Origin of the sequence: Bacillus sp. KICET-3, from assembly GCF_033261025.1 — a bacterium.
GTDB lineage: Bacteria > Bacillota > Bacilli > Bacillales > Bacillaceae > Bacillus > Bacillus sonorensis.
The window spans coordinates 2,254,974-2,271,081 of the sequence record NZ_CP137345.1 but is presented as its reverse complement, the minus strand read 5'-3'; the positions used below and the strand labels follow the sequence as shown (position 1 = coordinate 2,271,081).

Sequence of the window (16,108 nt, the reverse complement as noted above, 5' to 3'; positions counted from 1 at the left end):
TTGTTTGCAGACGCATGGGGCGCTTAATTAAATGTAGTTTGAATGACTGATTTTGCAGAGAGGAAAACCTTAAGAATCAGCATGACTAAATACTTGTTTAACCTTATAAAAAATTGCAGCAAGATATAAAATTGCAATAAACACTAACACTCCAGTGCCAAAATCAGTTTTCGACACTAAATAAAGGCTTATCACACCGAAAATAATGTACATTACAATATCAAAAACACTTTTCTTGTTGTTCATGAGGCTCCCCCATTTAGAATTGACTGCAACCCTAGGATTCTACAATATTACTTTGGATCATTATTTACCACTAACCCTATCATATTTCTTTTTTGTCATACATAAAAAATCAAAAAATTGAGTCAATGTTCCTGATGGATGCTTTGAGTTCTTTTTCTTATGTTTGCTTCTATTCCAAATTTAAACAAGGAAAGGAAGTGATCAGCTGTCAAAAGCAGCTCCATACAACCTTACTGAACAAGCGAAGTTTAAAAAAGAAAAGGCATCCTAACGGATGTCTCTTTATAGTGATATCTATATTAAGATTAGCCTTTCGAAACACAAAACAAACAATTTTTAAATTTCCCAATCCGGATTCCAGACTACCTCCCATAGATGGCCATCAGGGTCTTGGAAATATCCAGAATAGCCGCCCCAGAAAGTATCGTGTGGCGGAACTGTTATAGCGGCACCTGCTTTCTTCGCCCGTGCCATGACCTCATCTACTTCCTCTTTGCTTCCAACATTATGCCCTATCGTAAATTCTGTTGGGCTTGGCGCTGTCTTTTTAAGCTTAGTGTCATGGGCGATATCATCCCTCTTCCAAATTGCAAGCCTGAGGCCTGCTTGTAAATCGAAAAAAGCAACAGCACCATGTTCAAACTCTTTTCCAACAATACCGTCTGTGGAAAGCCCTAATCCATCGCGGTAGAAATGAAGTGATTTTTCCAAATCTTCTACTCCCAGTGTTATCACTGTAATTCTTGGTTTCAAAATATAGCCCCCCCAAAAAGATTTTTTCGCATCAGAAAAAAGAAGTCTCTTTAATTGCCCAAGTCAGTTTGAAAAAGCTCGTTTTATCACTTTCTAATTGAACCACTGATGAAAAGCTCATCTACTGTGGTATCCAATACAGAGGCTATGTCAAACGCTAATTGTAAAGTAGGGTCGTATTTATCATTTTCAATTGCATTTATTGTTTGTCTGGATACCTTACAGAGTTTAGCCAGTTCTTCCTGGGATAATTTAGCTGATTTTCTTAATTTCTTAATGTGATTTTCCATTTAATCACCATATTTTTTCCTGTAAATTAGTAATGTTACCAGGTATATAATTAAAATCACCGTCAGAAACATTATCGGCGAAATTCCATAACCATTATAAGAAGTATTCCCCTGAATAGTTAGATAAATTGACTGTGCAACTTCTAAAATCAGCATACCTGTAACTACGATAAATACATATGATTGAGCTTTCGTGTTGATAAACTTCCTTCTTTCATCACCCTTTTGAGAAAATGGTGCAGCAAAAATCAAAATTCCGCAAACTAATAATATGACTGAATACACAATTTTAACCCAATCCATTTTTTAGTTTTCCTCCTTATTAAAAATGTAAAAAGTATTTGACACTTATTATTGTAGCAATAGCTTCAAAAATGTCAAATACTTTTTACACTATAAATTTTTTTTATACAATTATAACTAAAAACAACAATCTTTTAGAAAACAGCCTAAAATAAGATTCAGCCTTTTCTGTTCGGTCACTTTCGATCGCTTCGATTTCCATTTCAGCCCTTCTGTAGCAATTCAATGAGAATACAAGCTCTTTTTGTCTGAAGTAGTACATTCCCATAAAAAATGATAATAATATTCAAGCATTCCGTTGAGATCTTCGTTCCCACTTTGTTTCCTTCAGCTTTTTGTATTGCTTATCGTTGTATCAGCAGTTGGATAAAGTTCTCCCAGCATAAGCTGATGACGGAACTCCAACAACGAAAAATAAACAAGAGCATCTTGATTTTCTTCCATCATTGCTATTTCTTGCTCCACCTCTTCTTTTGCTTTTTCTGCAGCAGCACGCCTGTTATTCTTGATAAGGAATCACGCTTTCAGTAGCCACTTCTTAACCCCCTCTCGTTAAATGAAGCAAAGCGATGAAAAGATGCCCTTCTTGATAAGAAAATTAATATTATCTCTCTTTAAAACTCTAAATATTCTATATACAGAAAAATATATTCCATATACTCAGCTATTAAAGCGCCCAGAGGAATCATCACATATGAAATCATGCTTATAATAGCGTATACTTGGGGTTGATCTTCATCAGCAACCGATATTTGTATGCTCAGGGACATTGATGGCATTAATTGTCGCTCCTAATACAAAGGCTGCAATAAAAACCAGAAGCAAAAGTGAGTTCATGCCTGTAATGAAAAATGCTGTTCCCTCAACTATTCCAGCGGCGACAAACAACTCCCCATATCGATTCACCTTGACTCTAGTTAAAATGAATCCCATAAAAAATGCACCGCCGGTTGTTAAAATTCTCATGATCGAATGAATAACCGCCCCTTGGTTTAACTCTTCCGATATGTAAACTTCTTCCGTTTATTCCTATGATGCAGATCTTAAATTTAAAAATACGCTAAAAATAGCCAAGGGGAACAAAATCTGATGCCGCCTGCACAAGTGTAAACCCTCTTCTTCATTTCTTGAAGCGTGGTTCTTATGGCCTTGTTACATTTGTATTTGTGTTATCACATGTAAGAAAGCCCTTATTCAGAAGGGCTTTCATTCATTGCATTCGCTTTCGTTTTTCTATAAACATAGCGGCCGCGATATGTTTTTTCAACTTCAGGATGGAATCTCATCAACCCCTGCATAAAAGTTGTCATATTATTGATGGGTATACCCGTTTCTTTTTCAATTTCCTTTTGAAGCTCATAACCCCTTATTTCACCTTTTTGGTTCTGTAATATTTTTAATGCTGCTTCACGGTGTTTATAAGCCTTTGTTCCAGGTTTGGGTTTTCTCGGTTTTGAGATGGAATCATTTGATGAAGCCGGATGTTTTAATTTATTATTTTCAAAAGACTTTGCGGTTTCACTGACCAGCTCAATTAATGATTTTTTATTCATTTCGGGGGAATCACCCTGACTGTCTAATTCACGCAGCTTTGCATAAATTTCATTTCGCTCTGTTCGAAGTTCCCGCACGGCATTAATCTCAGCATCTTTGAGCTGTTCAAGTCTTAATCGGAGTGCATCTCTTTCGTTGAACAACATTCCCATCTCCCAAAAATATTATTTTATTATAGTTTATAGCAATTTTTTAACTTTAACAATTGTTTTGTTAATTTATTTAAATGCAATAAGCTCCTTCTCACGACGGAAGTTGATTCCCCTTTTTTAGGGTGTCGAAATTATATCATTTGAGTACACGGACTGCCTTTTATCTAAAAAGTTCATATTTATGTTGATTTTGAGAACAGAATAGTGTGCTAAATTATGAGTGTAGGACCAATTACCTAACAAAAATTGGAAGGGGTTTTATTTGAATGAAAGCAGTAATAGCAACAAAAGACAAAAGTGTAGAGGTAGTAAAAAAAGAATTGCGTCCTTTAAAACATGGTGAAGCCAAAGTCAAGATGGAATACTGCGGTGTATGCCATACTGACTTACATGTTAAGAATGCTGATTTTGGTGATGTTGCAGGCGTCACTTTAGGTCATGAAGGAATAGGGATTGTAACCGAGATTGGTGAAGGCGTAACGACCTTAAAAGAGGGAGATCGCGTCTCTATTGCGTGGATGTTTGAAAGCTGTGGTCACTGTGAGTACTGCTTAACAGGTCGTGAAACACTATGCCGTGATGTGAAAAATGCCGGTTATACAGTTGATGGAGCAATGGCTGAAGAAGCAATCGTAACAGCCGATTATGCAGTAAAAGTGCCTGAAAATTTAGATCCGGCAGCAGCAAGCAGTATTACTTGTGCAGGTGTAACAACATATAAAGCAGTAAAAGTCAGTGAAATTAAGCCTGGTCAATGGATCGGTGTATTTGGTGTCGGTGGTTTGGGCAACTTAGCTGTGCAATATGCAAAGAATGTATTTAACGCTAAAGTGATTGCTTTCGATATTAACGATGAAAAATTGGAGCTTGCTGAAAGCTTAGGTGCAGATATTGTTGTAAACAGCTTAAATGAAGACCCAGTTGCTACGGCAAAAGAAGTGACAAACGGTTTAGGTCTTGATGCTACAATAATTACTGCTGTTGCTAAAACCCCTTTCAACCAAGCAATTGATGTTGTAAAAGCTGGCGCTCGAGCAGTTGCTGTTGGTTTACCCGTAGACAAGATGGATTTGGATATTCCTCGTCTTGTACTGGATGGAATTCAAGTTATAGGTTCATTAGTTGGTACTAGAGAAGACTTGAAGGAAGCTTTCCAATTTGCTGCAGAAGGCAAGGTTGTTCCTAAAGTTACAAAACGTCCAATCCAAGATGTTCATGATATTTTTGAAGAAATGGAACAGGGTAAAGTAACAGGCCGTATGGTTATAGATTTTGCTGAGTAATAATTTTAAAGTAAAAGTCCAAATCAATAAGGCTGTCGAGATGTTGTCGATAGCCTTGGGTCCCCTCTTCTTTAAAGCTATCGGCTTATGAACTGCTCGAATCGCCTATGCCAGAAGGATATCTCGTTATGGCCGATATATGCGAATCATCCTTCCAGAGTATCGAGGGTTTTGTTTTTATGGTGAAGGAGGAACTATCAGAAATATTTGAGGATGCACTTGAAGAATGGTTTCTCTCTGCATCAATTCTCATAAGCCAATACGGTGGAGATAGTGATGATCTTGAAAGGAGAGAAAAATTGTTTAGACAGCGTTTTATTGATGTGTTGAATAGAAAGGGAAGCAGTTCTCTCCTTTCAGGCGGCATTAAACGTTTCAGATTAATTCCAGTCCGGCTCCTCATGTTCAAAGCCGTAAAAACCTTTAATTTTGACGTCACCGCAGCCATCAGACACCTTAGTAATGTCTATATAATGGTTCCTTCTTGGGGTTCCTGCTACTTTGTCGGTGGCGCTAAAATCAAAATGATTTCCAGTAAACTCTTTTTCGCTTAGCGTAAAATATCTATTGCTTATTGTTATCCTCTGCAATTTAATGTTGAGAGTACATCCATCCGCATTAAATATTGTAAATCTGTAATAAGGCCAGGTTGAATAATTATCCTTATTATTACTGTCAGCCATAAAAAACCCTATGTTATCCTCAGTCATCGTAAAACTGACTTTTTTTTGATCCTTTGTGATCTTTGCCATTGAATTCTGCACATTGAAATTCAAAGCCAATAAAAATGTTAACACCGTACAAGCTAAAAATTTTTTCATGAACACCCCTCCCTATTTACCCGCATTATAACTCTTTTTCAATAAAAAGGAAATCAGAAGTTTAATTGTAAAGTGTCTTTAAGTGGTTTAGTGATGGAAGCGTCGATCGAACAAGTGAGGTCTGAAATAGAGAAGCAGTACCCCCTTCTATAGAAAACTGATAACATGAACAACTGGTGTTAATGAAGGGAAAAATGTCATTATCGGAAAAGAATTGTTTGCATTACTCGAATGTTACACCCGGATGAGTGGCCATGCCGATAATCCAAGTTGTTTGAGAGCTGTCATTATGGCTATGGTTAATTTTAAGAACATTTTATTTTTCAATTTGTTAATTTCTTCCACTTGATGTCATGCGGAGGCGAAAATATAAAAATGATCCCTTGGCTGCACTCTGCATAGTATGAAGGCAGCCAAGGCTTGTTTATTTACTTAGTGCCGGTTGAGCCGTGTCCTCCGCGATTTTCGTTGCCTAAATGATCAACTTCAACCAATTCAACTGCAGGCATCTTCTTCATGATTCTGAACTGGCAAATACGTTCTCCTTTCTTAATTTCAGTGTCTCTTAACGCATAAGCCGGGAAAAACCAGAAATCATCGTCCCCTTTGTATGACTCATCAATCACGCCCATAGAATTTGTCTGAATGATTCCAAAGTTTTTATATGTACTTGAACGAGGAACAACATGAGCTTCATATCCTTCAGGCAATTCCATCGCTACTCCAAGAGGGATCAATTTAAACTCGCCTTTTGGAATTGATACATCTTCCGCGGCTCTTAGATCAATCCAATCACCTTGTGCAATTTTTGAAATTCGTGTTTGTGTTTCATCTGAATATTTGATTTTGATTTGCAGTGACATATGTATTAGCTCCTTTATTATTTATTGCATTACCATACGGTAAGACTTGTTCTTACATCGTTTTCATCAGTTATAAATTTAACATCTTCGAATTCATTCTTTAAGGCATTTAGATAAAGCTTTTCAACAACATTTATGTCTTTGCAGTATATCGAAACATAACTACTGTCTACCAATAATAGGACAAGTTCGCATTCACTGTTCATAAACTCTTCATATGTATTGATTTGATTAACTACTTTGCCCAATGGATATGCTCGTAATTCAACGAAAATGGCATAGTACTGATTATTTCGTAAACGACTGGCTAAGTCTGCTCCTTCAATTACTGAGTTGTCTAAAAGGAATTGTTCATAATCTAACTCACCGTCTATAACGAAATAAGATTCCCCACCCATTTTCCACAAATAGTTCCCTACGTTAAATGGCTTTAATATCTTCCATAGGTAGTTTCCATATTCATTTGGTATTTGAAAACTTACTCCCCTTCTCATTAAAACTCCTTTCTAGGGTCAAAAACTGAATATGTAATTATATACTCAAACCTAATTAAAGTATAACAATCTAATAACCCTTATCTCCAGCTAAAACTTTGACGCCAGTCCCCTTTCTCATCTTCACACTTGACCTAATACTGCATTTCATTTTATTTCCATTTTTGACGAGAAGGATTGTGACAGTGACCTCATCACTCCATACTCTGCTGCCCGTACGTAACAACAATCGCAAGAGTGGAATGATGACAAGTAGTCCAAGTTTGATTATAATGTCTTCTGTTGCTGTTTTGCACCCATTTCCTATTGTGGTCAAGAAAAATCGAGCGATTTTATTTTCATAATCAACCAATAAAGTTAACATCTTCAGGTCTGCCCCAAACTCATTTTCTTCATATACCATGGATAATTTGATAGGTGATTTCCCAGATTGCATTAATTCAATACTGCTCAGCAAACTTCTCTTCTTCAATAGCTGCAAAGAGTGATCCCGAATTTTCTCAAACAGAAGATTGAAAAGGCCTCTTGAATTTATGATGTATATGATCCCCTAGTTGTGACATCGATGAACTTCTTCTCGTTATATCAACGGTTTACTGTTGAATGATTTCAGTAAAGGTTGAATAAAAATTAGATTGAAAGCACCAACATTGATGTTAAGGAATTTATGGAACGGCTACATGCGGTTTATACTATTCTATAAGAAAGAAGGAAACGTTGATGAAAAAGCTTTGCCGTGAAGTTTGGGCAGAAGTGGATCTTGATGCCATTAAAAAAAATTTACGAGCGATTCGCCATCATATTCCAAAGAAGAGCAAAATTATGGCTGTCGTAAAAGCGAACGCTTATGGTCACGGGTCGGTCGAAGTGGCGCGCCATGCATTGGAACATGGGGCGAGTGAGCTCGCTGTTGCCAGCCTTGAGGAAGGAATCGTATTACGAAAAGCGGGGATTACAGCACCTATCCTTGTGCTTGGTTTTACACCCCTTAGATGTGTCAAAGAGTCAGCAGCATGGAATATCACGTTATCAGCATTTCAGGTTGATTGGATAAAAGAAGCGAACGAAATATTGGAAAAAGAAGCGGAGACGAACCGGTTGAATATCCATATTAATGTGGATACCGGCATGGGGCGATTAGGTGTACGGACAAAAGAAAAGCTTTTAGAAATAGTGAAAGCACTTACAGCAAGCAAATTCCTTAGATGGAAAGGAATCTTTACACATTTTTCAACAGCTGATGAGCCAGATACTACACTCACCAGACTGCAGCATGATAAGTTTATCAGTTTTCTTCGCTTTCTAAAAGATCAAGGGTTTGAGCTGCCCACCGTGCATATGAATAACACGGCTGCTTCTATCGCTTTCCCGGAGTTTAGCGCTGATATGATTCGTTTAGGTATAGGTATGTATGGGCTATATCCTTCAGAATATATAAAGCAACTCAATCTCGTTAAGCTTGTTCCTGCATTAAGTTTGAAAGCGCGTATCGCTTATGTGAAAACCATGCTGACAGAACCGCGGACCATTAGTTATGGTGCTACATACATCGCGGAGCCTGGGGAAGTAATCGCTACACTTCCGGTCGGCTATGCTGACGGTTATTCCCGCGCACTTTCCAATCGCGGGTTTGTTCTTCATCGCGGAAGACGAGTGCCGGTGGCGGGAAGAGTGACAATGGATATGATAATGGTTAGTTTAGGAGAGGGTGAAGGGAGACAAGGAGAGGAAGTTGTGATTTACGGCCGGCAAAAAGGAGCAGAGATTTCCGTTGATGAAGTGGCTGACATGCTGGATACGATTAACTATGAAGTGGTATCTACCATAAGCCGCCGCGTCCCTCGTATTTATATAAGAGATGGCGAGATTTTGAAGGTGTCGACTCCGGTATTATACGTGTAGGTTTTTAATCCCTCTTGTAATCACCTTACTTGAGGGGTTGCACAGAAGAACATCACTTTATCCAAAAAAGGAAACAAAGTGATGTTAACATCATTAGCTATTATGGTCGTATATGGTGCAACCGCCTCCCCATTCCAATCCTTGATGCAGTCACTATAAAGCTGCTGAGTGAAAGGAAGATGAAGAAGTTTACCAATAATGCGATAAAAAAATTCTGTCTCAATTGCTTGAGACAGAATTTAAAAAATAAGTTACGATTTAATCACTTATATACGTAGCAAGTACCACTGATAACTGTTACACATGTATATGTTCTAGAATAAGATTTACCTTCACTGTCTCTAAAGAAAACAGTTACAGTATTGTCGCCATTCCATTGGAATTGATATGCATCTGGATATTTATCTCGAATAGGCGTTAAATCCGGCGCCGCACTTGCAGGTAGTCCAGATACTAACAAAGCCCCGGCAACTGCAACCGCTCCCACTACTTTTTTGAATTTGTTTTTAAACATAAACACATCCCCTTTACATTTTGTTGTCCTATTAAATGCTTGTCCATTTAATAGGCATCTTGATCTTAACACTTCAAGGATGAAAAAATTGTCAAATAATGTAGAATTGAAAAATTTTTCAAAAATAATACACATATTTACATTTGTTTAATAAGGAGTGTTCCCTTTCAACCCCTCTTCCTTAACCGAAAAACAAAAGAACACCACTTTTCAGGGCGGGGTTCGCTTTAAGTATGCTTCTCTTTGCTATTATAGCGGACTTTACAATAATGCCTATTGGGTAACTCTATAAATTTATCAATAAACTCTTGGATTCCAGTGTTTCTTCTCAACCTATTTGAACACTAGTCCCCCTTTAAAAATTTCCACATTTGCTCGATAATAGATTCGAGGTGAATATTGGCATGTGGCCATTTAAGAAGAAAACTTCAGCAGGAACTTGATTTGGCATTAGAATAGAATGGACAATTTTTGACGTTTAAACCTCAACCTTCAGCTAAAATGTATTGATTACACAAGGAAGGGGCTTTATGAAAAAAATGGCAGGTTTCACTATAACGATTTTGTTTTCAAGCCTAACCTTAGGCTTGATTCAATATTTGATAACTGGCGCTTTCTCTCAAATATATTTGATCATTGTATTTCCTTTTTATTTTTTCTTCCCTTTATTAATATTTGCGATTCCTTTGCAGTATGTTCTGAATAAAAAACCAAAAAAATTCTCGTTCGTTTATTTCCTGTTCTATTTACTCGTGTCATCGGCAGCAAACTTTTTGCTTTTTTATCTCGCAAGCATCCCTGGTTATCCGCCCTTATTTGCAAGACTTGAAATATATTTCTATAGTGTGGTTGCTGCTATTACATACTGGTTTTGGGATTCGATAGTTGCACAAAAGAAAATTACCGAGCATTAATTTTTCCTGCATCTTACTATTAAAAATACCCGCGAATTAAAACCCCTTGGCACCAGTGGTGTCAAGAGGTCGACAGATTGATACTGAGCATATACTGCTCGCACTCCCAAGGATAGACTTGTGTGCGGATTATAATCTAATAGCACGATAAAAAAAGAAGACGACGTTATGCGTCCCTCTATTTCTGACATTGTTTTCGTATAAAACACCCAGACCAAACAAAAAAATTGAAGTAATTATTGTATCAGCCGACCCAATTACGGCAAACAATATACCGCAAATGATTAAGGAGAATGATTTTACATTTGGGGTGAAGATTCTATTGCGGCATTACTTTGAAATAAGATCACTCACTCTTAACAATTTGCGGATTCAAGGAAACGGAGGCAGGATCATAAGAAGCCCCAGTTGCCGAATGTATCAGTACAAGATCGTATAAGACAAAAAGAAAGGAAAAACGCACATGTGAAGCCATCCGCTGCGGCTCTCACTCCAATAGTGCAAAGCAACGTAGTTTGAAAGAAGCTGATTTTTATTGAAGGAAAGTGAATGTTATGTTGATAATGTAAGTTTAAGTGAAGTAACTGTTGCCAATTGGGAAAGATAGGCATATAGATTAATTGGGTGTTTTCATTTTTCTCTTTTCCGCAGGTTTGCTCCACTTGAAAATTTTGTTTAAATGTTTATAAAAACTCTTACTTTCTTTTGCCATAAGTGGTCCTGCAACTGCCAGAATGAGAACATAGAGCGCGGTAAAAGGCGTTAAAATAGGATTTAATCCTGCTGTAACCCCTAAATTAGCTACGATGATAGAAAATTCTCCCCGAGCCATGATGGTTAATCCGATATTAGTAGAAGCTTTATGGGATAGCCCCGCTTTCCTTCCAGAAATCATTCCGGCCACAAAATTGCTTATTATCGTAAGTATAGCTGCACCTAGTGCCAGCCAAATGGCATCAGCTAATGTTGATGGATCAATACTTAATCCAAAACTGAAAAAGAAAATGGCCCCAAAGAAATCCCTAAATGGAACGACAAGATGTTCAATACGATCCCGATGCTCAGTCTCAGAAAAAACCAAACCTAACAATAAGGCACCAATCGCTTCTGCCACGTGAAGTGTTTCTGAAAATCCCGCAACAAAAAATAGGATCGAAAATATCACAATAATAAAAATTTCATCTGATTTTATGTTTAACCATTTATTTAATAACGAGGCTCCTTTTCGTGCGATAATAAAGAATAGTAACATATAACCAACAGAAATAAGTACAGAGGTGAAGATACCGAGAAAAGATGTAGAACCTGCAAGCAAAATTCCCGATACAGTTGTTAAAAATAAAGCCAGAAAGATATCGTCAAATAAAATAATCCCCAGTATGAGCTCTGTTTCGGGATTAGCTGTTCTTTTTAAATCGACAAGAACTTTGGCTACAATCGCACTAGAAGATACACTAAGCAGTCCAGCAATAATGAGTGTTTCCATCCAAGGCATACCTGTGACAAATCCATACAGAAGACCTAAGATAAAGTTAATGGCCACATAGATACTGCCGCCTACTACGATGTTTTGCCCTGATTTGACCAGTTTGCCAACGGAAAATTCAAGCCCTAAATAGAAAAGCAAAAAAAGTACGCCTATTCGGCCTAGGAATTGAATAATCTCCTGACTTTCGATAAATGTTAAATCAATGATCCCAATCGTCGGAGCATGTGGGCCCACAATCATCCCAAAAATAATTAGAAAGGGGATGATTGAAAACTTTAGTCTGTTTGCAACAACAGCTCCAATCGCAACTATAACAAGTGCCGTACCAACTTCAAATACTAAGTGATCCATCTATATTCTCCACTCCTTACGTTGATAGCAGCTTTTTAATTAATTCTTTAATCTGCTGTCTTTCTCCTGAAACAACTAATGTGTCGCCAGCTTCAATAACTGTATCAGATCCCGGATTGTGTGACTTTTTGCTGTTTTTTTTCTTAATAGCAATGACAGTAACTCCAAAGTTATTTCTGATATCAATTTCACCAATGGTTTTATTTACAGCGGGTGCATTGGGCTCTACTTGATACCATTCAATGATTGTATCATCAAAGGCAAATTCTACAGTTTCTAAAGCTTTAGGTTTATATGCCATACCTCCTAGTATACTTGCAATTTTTCTGGCTTCAGAATCGTTAAATGTAGCACTGACCAAAACCTCTTCATGATCGTCAGCATCAAAATGATAAATTTCTCTGCGGCCGTCATCATGGATTACAATGACCAACTTATCCTGATTTTTTGTAAAGATCTCAAACTTATATCCGATTCCCGGAAGCTCAATTTCCCGAATATTCATTTAATATTCCTCCTCTGAAAACAATAATGGATATGGATTAGGGCTTTTCTTAAGATTGACTTCAATTTTGCATTCCTTCCCCATTTTAAATTCCAAGACATTTGAACGACTCAGAAGGGCCGAATGATGAAACCGTTTTCAAAAGAAACCTCCTTCCCTATTGCCCCTTCTTACTCCGATAAATTTAGATGTGAAGACAAAAAAGAAGGTAAGATTGTTCCGAACACTTTTTTACATATTTTATAAAATTAACGCACTCAACATAATTTACATATATTGCTCAATGAGCCTCCTTTATCCATGTAACTCAATACCATTATAGTATTGATTTGTAACAATGCAAACGCCAAAGATTATGTAATTAGCCAACACTTGATTAAAGATCTTTCGACTTCCTCAGTTTTATACGATTTTCTCACGAATGCTCGCTTAATCGCAGGATTCCATCTGAATTAACGGGTAATTGCAGAGGGATTCAGGAACAGTTTAATAAACCTACAGAAGTTACATGCAAAAAGAACCTGGTTGAACACTTTAGCTCAATTTGGGATGCTGCAAATGCTAATTTGTTGTTTGTAGGACCTGACACACTATATATAAAAAAGGACACATTTCAAGTAAATAATATTTTATTTCACCCCACTCCTAATGAATGTAGTGTGTATGATTGGTTGAGACAAGGAGAAAACTCCTTGAAATTTCCCTTTATGATGATCCACCAAGTGCAGTATACTTAGCGGATGGTCAGAAAATATGGAAAATAAATAATGATGAACAGCAATTGACAAGTTGGAATTTATAAAAACAGCCCTCTCTTCAATTTTAGCCTTTGTTTTCGGCTCGTAAATGCCGTCAGCAGAGCAAAACGTTCATGGATTGAAAAAAAGAGCCCAACTCTTTAAGAAGGACTCTTTCAATATGTGACAAATTTTATTTAAACCAAGCTTTTCTTAAATTGTTGTTAAAATTAGCATCATTAAAAGGAACATTGGCTTTGCCAAAGCTGATTGTATTAAGAGCATGTCTTGCAGCAGGGGTCAGATCATCCCGTCCAATCAGCGGTTGCATGCCGCTTTTTATGCTATCAACATACAAGCCATGATGTAGCGGGGCTTGAGGAGCATCATATGCAGGAATGTACCATTTTAGACAAAAAGAACTGCTTCACGCTCTGGGCTACTATCAGCTAAACTCTTCATAATGAACCTCTATATCTCTCGCTGCTTCTGGATAGAGGTATTCTATGACGGAATTCTAGCAATGAAAAATAGATAAGAACATCCTGATTTTCTTCCATATAGCGATCTCTTGTTTAACCTCAGATTTCATCTTTTCGGCTTCATCAAGCCAGTTGTTTTTAAGAGCAATCTTTCTAATACTTAGATTCTTGAAAACTCTTTGTACTATACTTTTGAAATTTTTAGTATTGAAAACATGAATTTTCCTACATTTTAATTTAAAACTGCTATTTTATTCAGACTCCTTCTCATAGCTGTTTTTGTTATTAACTGTTGACTTTAGACTCTCCCTTTTTAATTACGTCTTTACTCAATAAAACGATATCTCCTCATAGTCAATATCATCGATCAGGTGTCCAACAGCTGCAATGCGCTCATCTTCCAATTGCTTGATAAACTTTATATAATACGTTTCCCACTCGCTCTTTGCTTCAGTGCAGTCAGCAACAATGTCAAAGAAATTCCGAATTCCCCCTCTTAATTCTTCATAAAATACAATTTTAGCAAAAATAGCCAATTCAAAATTTCCAAACGTAGCAAAAAGTGCGTCATATTCGTCGTCAAACAGACATCCCGAATTTAGCAAATCCAGATAATCATGAAGTGAAACAAAATGATCGCGAATCAGTGATATTTTTTCTGTTATGTTTTCACTTCCCATGATGCAATCCACCAATTTCCGAATTTCAATATCACTCATACGATCATTTTCATTTAACATTAACGCCATTGGTTTTTCGCTCTCTTCAATTTCCCTGATGATCAACATTTTGAAGCTATCAATTTCCGCAGCGTTATTTACCCTTTGAATAAATTCATCACGATACAAATTGATATAACTGGTAAGCGTTTGATCCGTTTGTAAATCCCTCTGTAACCGATCAAATGCTTCGTTAATCAAATTTGCCCTTTTATCTGCATGGCAATCACTTAACAACCGACTCAACCTGTCATATTGAACTTCAGAAATTCTGACTTGATTGGCGCCACCCCCGGATAGCAGTGAAAAAACAGCATTGTTTATCATTAACTCAAAAATATTAAAAAGTTCAATGCGATAATTAAAGCGGCATATTCTCCCGAAGTTTGTCAAGACATACATTAAATCCTGATGGTTAAAAAAGTGACAGAATCTCGTTTCTATTAGCAGTCGTTCTAAATACTGTTTAATATAAAAAACACCTTGAAGTTGCATATTGTCAATGGCTAAAGGATAGTCAATGCTCGCCATTGTGTTTTGAGCTTCAAAAATAATATTATAATTGTTCATAAATACAGGTAACGATTCGTCAATAGTTAAATTATAAGCATCAACAGGAACATCTAATTTCATTTTTTTCACGTCTTGATACAATTGTTTAGTTTCTTCAAAATAATGGTGAAGTAATTCGACACCTTTGGTATATATATTTTTTACACTATCAGAACGCAAATGCACTACAACCTCTTCAGGTTTCTCAAAATGGAGAGCATAAGCATCCATTGCATACATGAGGGAAACCATAATCCCTTCCGCCGTTTCCGTTGTCACTGACGTACTTTCCCCTTGGGTATACTGACCTATCAATCGTTGCAGGATTTGCATCATCTCTACCTGTATCTGGCAAGCTTTCTCACTGGTAATAGCTCCAACATTTTGGCCTTCTTTTAGAAGTGACAACATATATTGACTTTGCTTTAGCTTTGATTTATCAATAGTAAAATTTGATACCGAATCATAACGATTTAAAGTGTTATCTAAGTCCATGTTATTCATCACCTTTATATAAAGACTCACTTCTTATCTTATCCCTTCTGAAACTATCCGCGAATTCCTCCATGTTACTTCTTAATAACTCTAAAGACCCGGCAGAAGGCCCGTTAAAACACTCCATCATCTGATGAATCAGTTTCATGTCCCCAATCTTATCTTCTGTTTCATTTCTAAGATAATAAAAAATCTCCTGAAGCTCGTTTAACGTTTCAACATAATTATCCTCATCCGTATAGGGGGAGGCAGCAAACACCTCAATTAATTCCTTTAATACTTCAATCCCCAGTTCTATACGTCCATGATCATGAAGCACTTTATTTCTAAAAACCATTAACGTTTTTATATCGTTGGGCGTTAAAATCAGGCCATGCTCTTTTGTTTTTTCATTTAATTCAAGTAGTTCGACTATTGGTTTAGATTGGGGAGATAATTGAATGGAATTCAAAATCCGAGATAAGTTCATAACCTCTCTTCCTTTCAAAAGCATTTTTTTTAAAAAAACATTGACTTTTTATATCTTTTGTGTTATAATAAAATTGGACTCTTTTAGTCCGTAAACAATAATTTATTCTATTTACTTAAATATGTCAATAGTTGTTTTTCATCAGTATTGTTTCTTTCCCTCTTAAAGGCTACAAGATACGATTCGGCTTTTTTATTCCTCAAAAACATTTTTAATTCCC

20 protein-coding genes and 2 pseudogenes are annotated in these 16,108 nt (G+C 36.7%); 4 read left to right on the top strand and 18 right to left on the bottom strand.

The genetic code is table 11. The features are described from left to right. Positions 1 to 69 precede the first annotated feature (69 nt). From R5H20_RS11535 to R5H20_RS11505, 7 genes are all read right to left on the bottom strand, one after another. The gene (locus tag R5H20_RS11535) at positions 70 to 246 is read right to left on the bottom strand and encodes a hypothetical protein (protein ID WP_006636998.1); all 177 of its coding nucleotides are present in this window, start codon (positions 244 to 246) and stop codon (positions 70 to 72) included. A 336-nt stretch (positions 247 to 582) separates the two neighbouring features. Beyond that, a complete protein-coding gene (locus tag R5H20_RS11530) occupies positions 583 to 999 on the bottom strand; it encodes a VOC family protein (protein WP_006636997.1) in 417 nt (138 codons plus the stop codon). An 86-nt stretch (positions 1,000 to 1,085) separates the two neighbouring features. After that, positions 1,086 to 1,289, bottom strand: a complete 204-nt coding sequence (locus R5H20_RS11525; protein ID WP_006636996.1) for a helix-turn-helix transcriptional regulator — start codon at positions 1,287 to 1,289, stop codon at positions 1,086 to 1,088. Beyond that, complete coding sequence (locus R5H20_RS11520; RefSeq protein ID WP_006636995.1) at positions 1,290 to 1,592, bottom strand: hypothetical protein; 303 nt, start codon at positions 1,590 to 1,592, stop codon at positions 1,290 to 1,292. A gap of 327 nt (positions 1,593 to 1,919) precedes the next feature. Next, a complete protein-coding gene (locus tag R5H20_RS11515) occupies positions 1,920 to 2,057 on the bottom strand; it encodes a response regulator aspartate phosphatase (protein WP_236835616.1) in 138 nt (45 codons plus the stop codon). A 273-nt stretch (positions 2,058 to 2,330) separates the two neighbouring features. Continuing rightward, positions 2,331 to 2,558, bottom strand: coding sequence for a hypothetical protein (locus R5H20_RS11510; protein ID WP_224254505.1), 228 nt, complete (start codon positions 2,556 to 2,558; stop codon positions 2,331 to 2,333). Positions 2,559 to 2,782: 224 nt separating this feature from the next. Beyond that, complete coding sequence (locus tag R5H20_RS11505) at positions 2,783 to 3,289, bottom strand: Rok-like winged helix domain-containing protein (RefSeq protein ID WP_006636992.1); 507 nt, start codon at positions 3,287 to 3,289, stop codon at positions 2,783 to 2,785. 275 nt (positions 3,290 to 3,564) lie between these two features. On the opposite strand from R5H20_RS11505, the gene adhP reads away from it, so the two are divergent. Further along, positions 3,565 to 4,581: an alcohol dehydrogenase AdhP gene (adhP, locus tag R5H20_RS11500; RefSeq protein WP_006636991.1), complete on the top strand. Its 1,017-nt coding sequence runs from the start codon at positions 3,565 to 3,567 to the stop codon at positions 4,579 to 4,581. 380 nt (positions 4,582 to 4,961) lie between these two features. On the opposite strand, the gene R5H20_RS11495 is transcribed toward adhP, so the two are convergent. From R5H20_RS11495 to R5H20_RS11480, 4 genes are all read right to left on the bottom strand, one after another. Continuing rightward, positions 4,962 to 5,402 carry a hypothetical protein gene (locus tag R5H20_RS11495; RefSeq protein WP_006636990.1) on the bottom strand — a complete coding sequence of 147 codons (441 nt, stop codon included), beginning with the start codon at positions 5,400 to 5,402 and terminating at the stop codon, positions 4,962 to 4,964. Positions 5,403 to 5,830: 428 nt separating this feature from the next. Continuing rightward, positions 5,831 to 6,265: a dUTP diphosphatase gene (locus R5H20_RS11490; protein ID WP_006636989.1), complete on the bottom strand. Its 435-nt coding sequence runs from the start codon at positions 6,263 to 6,265 to the stop codon at positions 5,831 to 5,833. A 29-nt stretch (positions 6,266 to 6,294) separates the two neighbouring features. Continuing rightward, the gene (locus tag R5H20_RS11485; protein WP_006636988.1) at positions 6,295 to 6,759 is read right to left on the bottom strand and encodes a DUF2691 family protein; all 465 of its coding nucleotides are present in this window, start codon (positions 6,757 to 6,759) and stop codon (positions 6,295 to 6,297) included. A 70-nt stretch (positions 6,760 to 6,829) separates the two neighbouring features. Beyond that, positions 6,830 to 7,216, bottom strand: a complete 387-nt coding sequence (locus R5H20_RS11480) for a hypothetical protein (RefSeq protein ID WP_040348003.1) — start codon at positions 7,214 to 7,216, stop codon at positions 6,830 to 6,832. 263 nt (positions 7,217 to 7,479) lie between these two features. Here R5H20_RS11480 and alr point away from each other — a divergent pair, with 263 nt between their 5' ends. Continuing rightward, positions 7,480 to 8,661, top strand: coding sequence for an alanine racemase (gene alr / locus R5H20_RS11475; RefSeq protein ID WP_006636986.1), 1,182 nt, complete (start codon positions 7,480 to 7,482; stop codon positions 8,659 to 8,661). A gap of 262 nt (positions 8,662 to 8,923) precedes the next feature. On the opposite strand, the gene R5H20_RS11470 is transcribed toward alr, so the two are convergent. Further along, the gene (locus tag R5H20_RS11470; RefSeq protein ID WP_006636985.1) at positions 8,924 to 9,175 is read right to left on the bottom strand and encodes a hypothetical protein; all 252 of its coding nucleotides are present in this window, start codon (positions 9,173 to 9,175) and stop codon (positions 8,924 to 8,926) included. Positions 9,176 to 9,705: 530 nt separating this feature from the next. On the opposite strand from R5H20_RS11470, the gene R5H20_RS11465 reads away from it, so the two are divergent. Next, positions 9,706 to 10,089, top strand: a complete 384-nt coding sequence (locus tag R5H20_RS11465) for a UPF0715 family protein (protein WP_006636984.1) — start codon at positions 9,706 to 9,708, stop codon at positions 10,087 to 10,089. A 616-nt stretch (positions 10,090 to 10,705) separates the two neighbouring features. On the opposite strand, the gene R5H20_RS11460 is transcribed toward R5H20_RS11465, so the two are convergent. Both R5H20_RS11460 and R5H20_RS11455 read right to left on the bottom strand, forming a co-directional pair. Next, positions 10,706 to 11,929, bottom strand: a complete 1,224-nt coding sequence (locus R5H20_RS11460; RefSeq protein ID WP_006636983.1) for a cation:proton antiporter — start codon at positions 11,927 to 11,929, stop codon at positions 10,706 to 10,708. 16 nt (positions 11,930 to 11,945) lie between these two features. Continuing rightward, a complete protein-coding gene (locus R5H20_RS11455) occupies positions 11,946 to 12,434 on the bottom strand; it encodes a cation:proton antiporter regulatory subunit (protein WP_006636982.1) in 489 nt (162 codons plus the stop codon). Between the two features lie 608 nt (positions 12,435 to 13,042). On the opposite strand from R5H20_RS11455, the pseudogene R5H20_RS11450 reads away from it, so the two are divergent. Further along, positions 13,043 to 13,236, top strand: a pseudogene (locus R5H20_RS11450) (hypothetical protein); the annotation flags it as partial. A 128-nt stretch (positions 13,237 to 13,364) separates the two neighbouring features. Here R5H20_RS11450 and R5H20_RS11445 read toward each other — a convergent pair. From R5H20_RS11445 to R5H20_RS11430, 4 genes and pseudogenes are all read right to left on the bottom strand, one after another. Then, positions 13,365 to 13,544: pseudogene (locus R5H20_RS11445) on the bottom strand (NPP1 family protein); the annotation flags it as partial. Positions 13,545 to 13,629: 85 nt separating this feature from the next. Then, a complete protein-coding gene (locus R5H20_RS11440; protein WP_224254503.1) occupies positions 13,630 to 13,731 on the bottom strand; it encodes a response regulator aspartate phosphatase in 102 nt (33 codons plus the stop codon). A gap of 251 nt (positions 13,732 to 13,982) precedes the next feature. Further along, positions 13,983 to 15,419, bottom strand: coding sequence for a DUF6179 domain-containing protein (locus R5H20_RS11435; protein ID WP_006636981.1), 1,437 nt, complete (start codon positions 15,417 to 15,419; stop codon positions 13,983 to 13,985). A 1-nt stretch (position 15,420) separates the two neighbouring features. Next, positions 15,421 to 15,888, bottom strand: a complete 468-nt coding sequence (locus R5H20_RS11430) for a DUF6323 family protein (protein ID WP_006636980.1) — start codon at positions 15,886 to 15,888, stop codon at positions 15,421 to 15,423. Between the last annotated feature and the right edge of the window lie 220 nt (positions 15,889 to 16,108).

Bases quoted from the DNA above. Each gene is read 5' to 3' on its own strand.
- R5H20_RS11535 (WP_006636998.1), bottom strand. From the start codon at position 246: ATGAACAACAAGAAAAGTGTTTTTGATATTGTAATGTACATTATTTTC.
- R5H20_RS11525 (WP_006636996.1), bottom strand. From the start codon at position 1,289: ATGGAAAATCACATTAAGAAATTAAGAAAATCAGCTAAATTATCCCAG.
- R5H20_RS11520 (WP_006636995.1), bottom strand. From the start codon at position 1,592: ATGGATTGGGTTAAAATTGTGTATTCAGTCATATTATTAGTTTGCGGA.
- R5H20_RS11510 (WP_224254505.1), bottom strand. From the start codon at position 2,558: ATGAGAATTTTAACAACCGGCGGTGCATTTTTTATGGGATTCATTTTA.
- adhP (WP_006636991.1), top strand. From the start codon at position 3,565: ATGAAAGCAGTAATAGCAACAAAAGACAAAAGTGTAGAGGTAGTAAAA.
- R5H20_RS11495 (WP_006636990.1), bottom strand. From the start codon at position 5,402: ATGAAAAAATTTTTAGCTTGTACGGTGTTAACATTTTTATTGGCTTTG.
- R5H20_RS11490 (WP_006636989.1), bottom strand. From the start codon at position 6,265: ATGTCACTGCAAATCAAAATCAAATATTCAGATGAAACACAAACACGA.
- R5H20_RS11485 (WP_006636988.1), bottom strand. From the start codon at position 6,759: ATGAGAAGGGGAGTAAGTTTTCAAATACCAAATGAATATGGAAACTAC.
- alr (WP_006636986.1), top strand. From the start codon at position 7,480: ATGAAAAAGCTTTGCCGTGAAGTTTGGGCAGAAGTGGATCTTGATGCC.
- R5H20_RS11470 (WP_006636985.1), bottom strand. From the start codon at position 9,175: ATGTTTAAAAACAAATTCAAAAAAGTAGTGGGAGCGGTTGCAGTTGCC.
- R5H20_RS11465 (WP_006636984.1), top strand. From the start codon at position 9,706: ATGAAAAAAATGGCAGGTTTCACTATAACGATTTTGTTTTCAAGCCTA.
- R5H20_RS11460 (WP_006636983.1), bottom strand. From the start codon at position 11,929: ATGGATCACTTAGTATTTGAAGTTGGTACGGCACTTGTTATAGTTGCG.
- R5H20_RS11455 (WP_006636982.1), bottom strand. From the start codon at position 12,434: ATGAATATTCGGGAAATTGAGCTTCCGGGAATCGGATATAAGTTTGAG.
- R5H20_RS11440 (WP_224254503.1), bottom strand. From the start codon at position 13,731: ATGGAAGAAAATCAGGATGTTCTTATCTATTTTTCATTGCTAGAATTC.
- R5H20_RS11435 (WP_006636981.1), bottom strand. From the start codon at position 15,419: ATGGACTTAGATAACACTTTAAATCGTTATGATTCGGTATCAAATTTT.
- R5H20_RS11430 (WP_006636980.1), bottom strand. From the start codon at position 15,888: ATGAACTTATCTCGGATTTTGAATTCCATTCAATTATCTCCCCAATCT.